The following is an 8,170-nucleotide window of genomic DNA, read 5'->3' on the forward strand; positions in this document are numbered from 1 at the left end:
CTTTTTACCCATTAGCTTTTTAACAATTGTAAAATTCCTTGCGGCAACTGATTCGATTGCGCGAGCATCGCCTGTGCCGCTTGGTTTAAAATGTTGTTTTTCGTAAAGTTCGTCATCTCCATCGCCATATCTGTATCGCGAATGCGGGATTCGGACGATGTTAAGTTTTCATGCGCTGTTTTTAAGTTGTTGATCGTGTGCTCGAGGCGGTTTTGGTAGGCACCAAGTTTACCACGCTCTTCAGATACTTTACGAATCGCTTCGTCAATAACCGAAATTGCAGATTGTGCAGAAGCATGATCCGTTACAGTTACGCTATCAATCCCCAAGCCAGTTGTAGTCATATCACTTATGCTTAGTCCAACTACTTGTCCTTCATTCGCTCCGATTTGGAAGTTACTTTCTGTTCCGGTGATTTCAACATTGCCAGTTAAACTATTCAACGTATATGCGCCATTTGTAGTAACCGTAATTAATGAAACCCCTGTGTATTTGCTGTTCGTGCTATCCCAGCCTTTAAAAGTAATGGAACCTGCACCGTCCGTAGCCAAATCAGTCGCTTTACCGATTACTGTACTGCTACTATCTGTTAACTCATAAACGTTATCTGTACCATTCCAAGATATTGTATAAGTTCCTGCTTTCAAACCACCGCCAGTTGTGATATTAGCCACCCCTGTTACCGATAAAGCAGTCGTTTTCGATGAATCTTGATCGACTTTTGTTCCAAAAGTTCCATCCAGCAACGCTGTTTTGTTAAAATCGGTTGATGTCGCTACACGTGTAATCTCTGTTTTCAACTGTTGAATTTCTTGGTCTAATGCTGCACGATCTTCAGCAGTATTTGTGTCGTTAGACGCTTGCACCGCTAACTCACGCATGCGTTGGAGCATGCTATGAACAGAGCTTAGCGCCCCCTCCGCTGTCTGAATTAACGAAATGGCATCTAACGCATTACGTTCTGCGACTTCTAAACCGCGAATTTGCGAGCGCATTTTTTCGGAAATCGCCAAACCTGCGGCGTCGTCTGCGGCGCGGTTAATGCGCAAGCCAGAAGAAAGTTTTTCTAAGTTTTTCGCTGTGTTTGATTGGTTCACTGCCAAGTTACGATAAGCGTTCAATGCTTGAATGTTATGGTTAATTCTCATCTTTTTTCTCTCCCTTACTCCGTCTTAATAAATTGCTCATATGCCGCTGCTTTTTTCGCTGCGACGTTTGTTGTCGGTTGTTTTTTCAACGCTTCATTCCATGCGGTCGCGATTTCTTTTGCGATCGTGAGCACTTCTTCCATCATCGCTACATCTTTTTTCATATTTGCGTCGATAAGACGCTCCGCCATATAGTTATATAGCGCGTCTAATTGGTGGGCGATAATGCCCGCATCATACTTCAAACCAACGCCAAGGCGACGTAAAATATCATTTGCTTTTTGTAGTCGTTTGTTGACATGAATATAGTCGCCTTTTTTTGTGCTTGCGATCGCTTCTTCTACACTTTCCATTAATCCTTCATAAAGTAGCGCTGTTAATTGTTGTGGCGTTTTTTTATACACCACTTCTTCTGTTAAAAACTCCACGCGCTCACTCTCCCTTTCATCGTTCACCTATTTTATTTATCGTCACGATTTTTTATTGTTTAATAGTTTCGTTCCATTTTTTCAATTAAAATTAAAATTTCTGCGATAACGGCATACAATTGTGGCGGAATCGTATCACCGAGGTCGAGGTCAAGCAAATGTTGGACGAGCGCGGCATCTTGTTCGATCGGTACTCCGTTTTGTTTCGCGAGTTCGATAATTTTTTCAGCGACGTAACCGCGCCCGTGGGCGACGACGGTCGGCGCTTTATCCCCTTCTTCGTAACGAATGACCGCCGCCGATGGACCGTTTATTTCTCGTTTTCGTTTTTGGTTAAAGTACATCATATTGTAAAATCATATCCTTTCTCCGTCCATGTCGCTCGTTTTGGCTCGTTTGACTTTTCTTCATGTTTTGCAAACGTTGTAAATTGTACATTTCCGACGCGGTATCCGATTTCTTCAAGGCGCTTCGTAGCCGTTTCGACGAGTAGGCGCATGCGCTCCGCAAAATCTTCACGGTCGTTGCGAAACGTCACGGAAATCGTCCGTTCATTTGCGCTTAATAATACGCCAACATCGCCGAGTTTTTTTGTTTCCAGCAAAAAGTATAAGCTGCAGTTTTCCCAATCAACTCGTTTTCCGTCGTTTCGCGCATTGACGTATACTTTTACATCTTTCACTTCCTTTTGCAGCAACAATGGAATCGTGAAAAAGAGCGTTTGCATCGCGCTTCCTTGATCGTTTTTATTCAACAATTGTTGCCCTGACATATGCGTCAACGCTTGTTCGGCTTGTTTCGATCCCTCGCCACCCGTTTGTGCTAATTTCATGAGCAGTCCTTTCATCGTTTCTTCAGACTGTTCGCTTTCGCCATGAAATACGAGTGAATTTGCTATATCGGCTTCGTGCATAAAACCAAGGCGGTGAATCGTTTGTAGCATGTGGCGCGCGGACGGCTCAGGCTGAACGATTTCGTTCCATTGCGTCAGCAGTGCTTGTTCTGGTGTTTGTTGTTTCAGCGACTGCGCTTGAACAAAATGTTTTACTTTCACATCTGACGGTTTAAATTGCATTTGTTCGAGCGTACTTTTTACTTGCTTCACGATTTTTTGTGCTTCTGCCATTTGTCCTTTATCTAGCAGCTTTTTCGCCTCCGCCAATTGCGAACTGGCTTGCAGCAATTTTTTCTCCATCGTCATATCCGTAAACAACATCGCATCACTTTTTAAAATTGTTTGGTCAAGCTGTTTAATCGTCGTTTCTAACAGCTGTTTGGCTTGCGGTCGCGCCGCTTGCTTGTATTGAGTAGTCAGATGATCGATCGCATCTAAATTGCGCATCATATCACGCTTCGCTTGTTGAAACTGTTTCGTTGCTTCAGCCATTCGTTTCGTTACTGTTTGAACGATCATATCTTTCGACTGTAAACCGAGTGCCGCCAACGACTCGTACGCCACATCAGCAGGTGAGGAATCGTCATTTGTCGGCAACATCGTTTCGATTTGTTGAAGTGCTCGAACGACCGTTTGTCTTGCAGCCATTTCTCTCCCGTTTTTTGCGAGTTCGTCAGCACGGGCGAACGCATCATGAAGCAGCGGTTCCATATGTTGTGCAAGTTGCGCACGCGCCATTTGTAACGCTTCTTTGACATTTGGCTCTTTTTGTATCGTTTTTATCGCTTGCGCAATTAGCGCGCGAACATCATTGGTTGCACGTTGTTCATTTTCAATTGTCGCAATCGCCGTGAAAAGCTGTTCGCGCTGTTTATCTAGCATCTGTGCCATTTGCTGAAGCGTTTGTGGCATATTTGGTTGTTTCGTGAGCATAGCGTCTGCTTGTAGCTGACGAACCGCTTCTGTTAACGTCATTGTTTGCTGCTCGAGGCGATCAGCAATCATATTTGCACGATTCATATATTCAGGCTCAAGCTGTTGTTCAATGGATTGCAATGCTTGCACAAGTGGTTGACGAGCTTCTACGCCACGACCAACCGTTTCAAATAATTTTGCTTGACTTAATGCTCGAATCACTTTCTCTGCTTGTTCTGCTGGTAACGTACGAGCCAGTTCCTTTACTTGTGGCTCTACCGCTTTCATATTCGGGGCGTTTTCGACTTGTTTCCGCACCTCTGCCACTTGTTTTAGCTGTGCTTCTTTTATTTCTAACGGCAATGTTGACTTACTCGGTTGATCCCCTACTGCCCGCAATGCTTGAATAAGATCGGTTTTCGCCTTTTCTCCTAGTTGTTCTACACGTTCAATCGCTTCATGTAATTCATTCCCTTCCATGCGCGGCAACAACGTTTCTTTCAACTGACGAACAGCATCTTCTATATTACGAGCGTTGCGAACCATTCGTTTTGCTTCATCGACCATTTGTTTTTGCGCATTTGAGGCAGGCTGTATCGGCACATTCTCTTTTTTCTCTACGGAGGCAAACGCTTCAAGCAACCGCTCTTTTGCGCTAAGCGGTTGACCTGAGCGATACAACTGTTCTGCTTCTTGTAACGCTCGACCGAGCGTCTGACGAACGACTTCACTTCCTTTCGCAATGGTAAGTGCTTTTGCGACAATCGGCTCACGTTCAACTTGTTGACGTACGATTTGCAATTGCTTCTCTTGCGTTGTCGCTCGTTCAGTTTGTACATGGTCTATTTTTTCATTCGTCTCCGCCACAGCAACAGCTTGCATGATGCGACTTCGGGCAAACGTCTCGTGTCCCCGCTCTTTTAACAAGGCCGCCTCACGTACAGCTCTCCCAATTTCATCATGTCCGTTTTCTTCTGCAAACTGCTTCGCGAGTTCGAGCACACGATCGATGTTTCTCTCTTGTTGCAGTTGTGCACGTAGCTCACTAACCATTTGCGAACGTTGTTTTGTGATTGGAGTAAATGAAAAATGTTTATCAATCGCCTGAACGATATCATGTAACGACTCGCTGAACGGCTTGCCGTGAAGCGCTTCATGAACGGCTTGTAACTGCTTTATCGTCATATCAAGCTTTTTCGTTGCTGCGATTTGAATCGTTTCTAACTTTTGTTCAACCGTTCCTTTTCCTTCTGCTAAAAACGTGCGTAACGATTCTACCGTTTCACGAGTGAGCGGCAGTTGTTTTTGGGCGACAATCATCACCGCTTGGCGAAGTTCAGGTGTTTCAAACGTCTCAAATGATGATGTGGAAGAAGGCGGTACAATCTTTCCTTCAACAACATCTCCATCACTACCGGTGACTTGCACTTTCACCCGACCAGACGACGGTACATCACCTTCAAAACGAAACCGAATATCGATACCTCTTAATTGTACAATTGCTTCTTTTTCGCCTACTTGTTCTTTGACGACTGCTTCATACACATCTCCTGCTTTTAACGTCACAGTCGTTGAAGATGATGATGTCGAGCGATAATGCCCGTATCCGCGAATTTCCATAACGACCCATCTCCGTTCTCCAATATTCCTACTCTTTATATCGACCAATAGGAGGCGGTTTTCAATGGGAGTTTGTTCCCAACTATGAGCGCACGAGCGTAAACGAATAAATCTCGCGCGCACCTGCGTCATACAGCAGTTTTGCCGCTTCATGCACCGTTGCCCCTGTCGTATAAAGATCATCAACGATGACGATGCGCTTTCCGGCTACATCTTCTCCTGTCAAACAAAACTTGCGTCCGACAAACCGTTCACGCCTCGTTTTTTTCGATTGTTTTTCATCATCGATACGTTGTAAGGCAAAAATCATCGGCAACGATAAAAGCGAAGCAATCGCTTCCGCTTGATTAAACCCTCGTTCAGCTAATCGAGAAGGGCTAAGTGGAATCGGGACAAGGAACATATCCGAAGAAAAATGTTCATCAAACACGTGGCGAACATCGTGACGAAACGCTTCAACGAGCGCATAGTCGCCACGAAATTTAAAACGATTCATCACTTCTTTCATCCAGTCGTTATACATATACACAGAAACATTTTGTTTCAAAGCACTTTTTCGTTTTTCCCACCCAATACAATCTTCACATATCATCCTATCACTTAAACGGCTACATCGTTCACAGCGATTTCCCTCAAGACGAATAAAACGGGCTCGGCAACGCGGGCAACAAACATCCGCTTGGCGAAGCGTCAAAAGCATCGCAAACGATATCGCCGGCATCCATTCATCATGACAAATGAGGCACTTCATTCGTCGATCAACCCTCGCTTTCGTGCTTCATCGTTCATGCGTGCAATATGGCGCTTAGCGGCGATCATCGCTTTCGTTTTTCCAAAATGAAAAAAGCGGACATCACCTGTCGGATATTGAGCACTTCGCCCGACGCGTCCTGCGATTTGCACAAGCGCACTTTCTGTAAAAATCGGTTGTTCTGCACCTAATACAGCTACATCGATGTTTGGCACAGTCACCCCACGCTCTAAAATGGTTGTTGTCACAAGAAGCGGAATTTGTCCACGCCGAAAAGCGAGCACTTTGTCCTTTCGTTTCGGATCTTCGGCATGCACCCCTTCGATATGAGGATGAAATTGTTGGAAATACGGAACAACTTGTTGTAACAAGTCGATGTGAGGGACAAATAAAAAGGCTTGTTTGTTTCTTTCGAGATGCTCGTTTACCCATTGCACGACACAGGATGGCAAACGTTGATTACGCCACTTTTTTTGCCAATTTCCGCACCATTCAAATGTTGGAACAGGAAGCGGACGGCGATGATAGCGCGCAGGAATCGTCACCGCTTTTCGTTTTCCGCTTTTTACTTCACGTTGCCATTGTTCGCTTGGCGTGGCGGTTAAATAAATAAGCGCAGATGTCGGTTTTCGGGCGCGTTCTACTGCATAGGAAAGCATCGCATCTACACTATATGGAAACGCATCAACTTCATCGACAATCATCACATCAAAAGCGTGATAATAGCGAAGCAATTGATGCGTCGTCGTCACCGTCAATGAAGCAAGTTTGCCACGGTCTTGGCTGCCGCCATATAATGCCGCCATATCGACCGATGGAAATACACTCGCCAAACGCGGAGCTAGCTCCAATACAACATCGGTGCGCGGAGCAGCAATGCAAACGCGCTTTCCGTGCGACAGCGCCATGTTAATGCCTGCAAATAGCACTTCTGTTTTTCCCGCTCCGCATACCGCCCAAACAAGCAACGAATCGTTACGTTCAATCGCAAGACAAACTTCATGAGAAGCAAGTTGTTGTGCTGGAGATAATTGACCGTTCCATTGTAGCGGTGAAGAAAAAGAGGTCGAAGGAGTTGGTCCAATCCAAATGACGAGCGGATTGCATTCGCTACATCGTCCCATCATAATACATTTTCGACAGTACGTACATGTACGTCCACAATGTGCACAAGGAAAAGAGGCAAAAAGCTGTTGGTCATCGTTATTGCAGCGGATGCAAACATAGCCTCGCTTTGTTTTTATGATGCTGTCTATAATTTGCACATGTTGCTTATCGTAAGGAAAGGAAAGCTCAGACTTTAACAACTGTTTTCCAACAAGAGACAAACGAATCACCTCACTAAAAAAGAAGTGGACGAGTCGCCCACTTCTTCTATTCGCATGCATTAAAAAAATTCCTGCTTATTTTTTATACCAACCGAATCCCATCGCGCCTTCACCTAAATGCGTGCCGATGACAGGACCGAAATAGCTGAAGAAAAATTCTACGTGTGGATATTGTTGTTCGAGCTTTTCTTTCCATGCGCGCGCTTCTTCTTCACGGTTCGCATGAATGATGACCGCACGCATCGGAACGCCAAGACGCGCATCTTCAGCAAATAGCTCTTCTATTCGGCTTAACGCTTTTTTCCGTGTACGAATTTTTTCAAACGGCACGATGACTTTATCAACGAAATGTAAAATTGGCTTCACTTGCAGCAAGCTGCCGATGAACGCCTGTGCCCCACTTAACCGTCCGCCACGCTGTAAATGGGATAAATCATCAACCATAAAATAAGCGCGCACCGACTGTTTCATTTCATCTAAACGCGCAATAATCGCTTCGGGGTGTACGCCTGCTTGCGCCATTTCCGCTGCTTCGATCGCATAAAAGCCTTGCATCATGCAGCTAATTTCCGAATCGTATGCGTACACTTGAATCCCCTCAACCATTTGCCCTGCGGACACAGCCCCTTGGTACGTGCCACTAATACCGCTTGATAAATGAATCGAAATGACCGCATCATACTGTTTTGCAAGTTGCTCAAATGTCTCAACAAATAGTCCAATCGGCGGCTGTGACGTTGTCGGCAGTTGTTCGCTCGTTTTTACTTTGTCAAAAAAATCTTCTGCGCTCATGTCAATCTCTTCACGATACGTCTCTGTTCCAAAGACGACGCTTAAAGGAATGATATGTATATTCAACTGTTCGCGAATATGTTTCGGGATATATGCTGTACTATCCGTTAAAATCGCCGTTTTCATCATCCTTACCTTCCTTGTCCAAAATTTTTCCTATCTGCATTGTACTACATTATAACTACCATTGCATTGAAAAAGGTTGTCGAATCCACTCGACAACCTCAGCTTGTCGACAAAGTCGACAAGCTGTTTTAATATATAGGTATAAGGGTATAGGAGGGGGAAATCGG

General features: G+C 44.8%; 7 protein-coding genes. All 7 read right to left on the bottom strand.

Going from position 1 to position 8,170, the window contains the following annotated elements; translation table 11 throughout:
- Positions 1-11 precede the first annotated feature (11 nt).
- Positions 12-1,148: a flagellin N-terminal helical domain-containing protein gene (locus LD028_RS12230; protein ID WP_237811968.1), complete on the bottom strand. Its 1,137-nt coding sequence runs from the start codon at positions 1,146-1,148 to the stop codon at positions 12-14.
- 14 nt (positions 1,149-1,162) lie between these two features.
- Positions 1,163-1,576, bottom strand: coding sequence for a flagellar export chaperone FliS (gene fliS, locus LD028_RS12235; protein ID WP_237811969.1), 414 nt, complete (start codon positions 1,574-1,576; stop codon positions 1,163-1,165).
- A 59-nt stretch (positions 1,577-1,635) separates the two neighbouring features.
- Positions 1,636-1,923, bottom strand: coding sequence for an EscU/YscU/HrcU family type III secretion system export apparatus switch protein (locus LD028_RS12240; RefSeq protein WP_237811970.1), 288 nt, complete (start codon positions 1,921-1,923; stop codon positions 1,636-1,638).
- Complete coding sequence (locus tag LD028_RS12245) at positions 1,920-5,006, bottom strand: metal-dependent peptidase (protein ID WP_237811971.1); 3,087 nt, start codon at positions 5,004-5,006, stop codon at positions 1,920-1,922. Before LD028_RS12245 ends, LD028_RS12240 begins: the two co-directional genes overlap by 4 nt.
- An 82-nt stretch (positions 5,007-5,088) precedes the next feature.
- On the bottom strand, positions 5,089-5,757 hold the full coding sequence (locus LD028_RS12250; protein WP_237811972.1) for a ComFC family protein: 669 nt from the start codon (positions 5,755-5,757) through the stop codon (positions 5,089-5,091).
- Entirely contained in the window at positions 5,754-7,094 is a 1,341-nt protein-coding gene (locus tag LD028_RS12255; RefSeq protein WP_309240415.1) for an ATP-dependent helicase ComFA, read from the bottom strand. The genes LD028_RS12250 and LD028_RS12255 overlap by 4 nt, the downstream gene beginning before the upstream one ends.
- A gap of 66 nt (positions 7,095-7,160) precedes the next feature.
- Positions 7,161-8,003, bottom strand: coding sequence for a DegV family protein (locus tag LD028_RS12260; RefSeq protein ID WP_237811974.1), 843 nt, complete (start codon positions 8,001-8,003; stop codon positions 7,161-7,163).
- Positions 8,004-8,170: the final 167 nt, after the last annotated feature.

It is taken from the genome of Anoxybacillus sp. LAT27, from assembly GCF_022030075.1.
Lineage (GTDB): Bacteria > Bacillota > Bacilli > Bacillales > Anoxybacillaceae > Anoxybacillus > Anoxybacillus kestanbolensis.

What these genes read in the sequence shown, in the direction of transcription:
- LD028_RS12250 (WP_237811972.1), bottom strand. Translation starts at nt 5,757, where the DNA reads ATGAAGTGCCTCATTTGTCATGATGAATGGATGCCGGCGATATCGTTT.
- LD028_RS12245 (WP_237811971.1), bottom strand. Translation starts at nt 5,006, where the DNA reads ATGGAAATTCGCGGATACGGGCATTATCGCTCGACATCATCATCTTCA.
- LD028_RS12260 (WP_237811974.1), bottom strand. Translation starts at nt 8,003, where the DNA reads ATGAAAACGGCGATTTTAACGGATAGTACAGCATATATCCCGAAACAT.
- LD028_RS12240 (WP_237811970.1), bottom strand. Translation starts at nt 1,923, where the DNA reads ATGATGTACTTTAACCAAAAACGAAAACGAGAAATAAACGGTCCATCG.
- LD028_RS12230 (WP_237811968.1), bottom strand. Translation starts at nt 1,148, where the DNA reads ATGAGAATTAACCATAACATTCAAGCATTGAACGCTTATCGTAACTTG.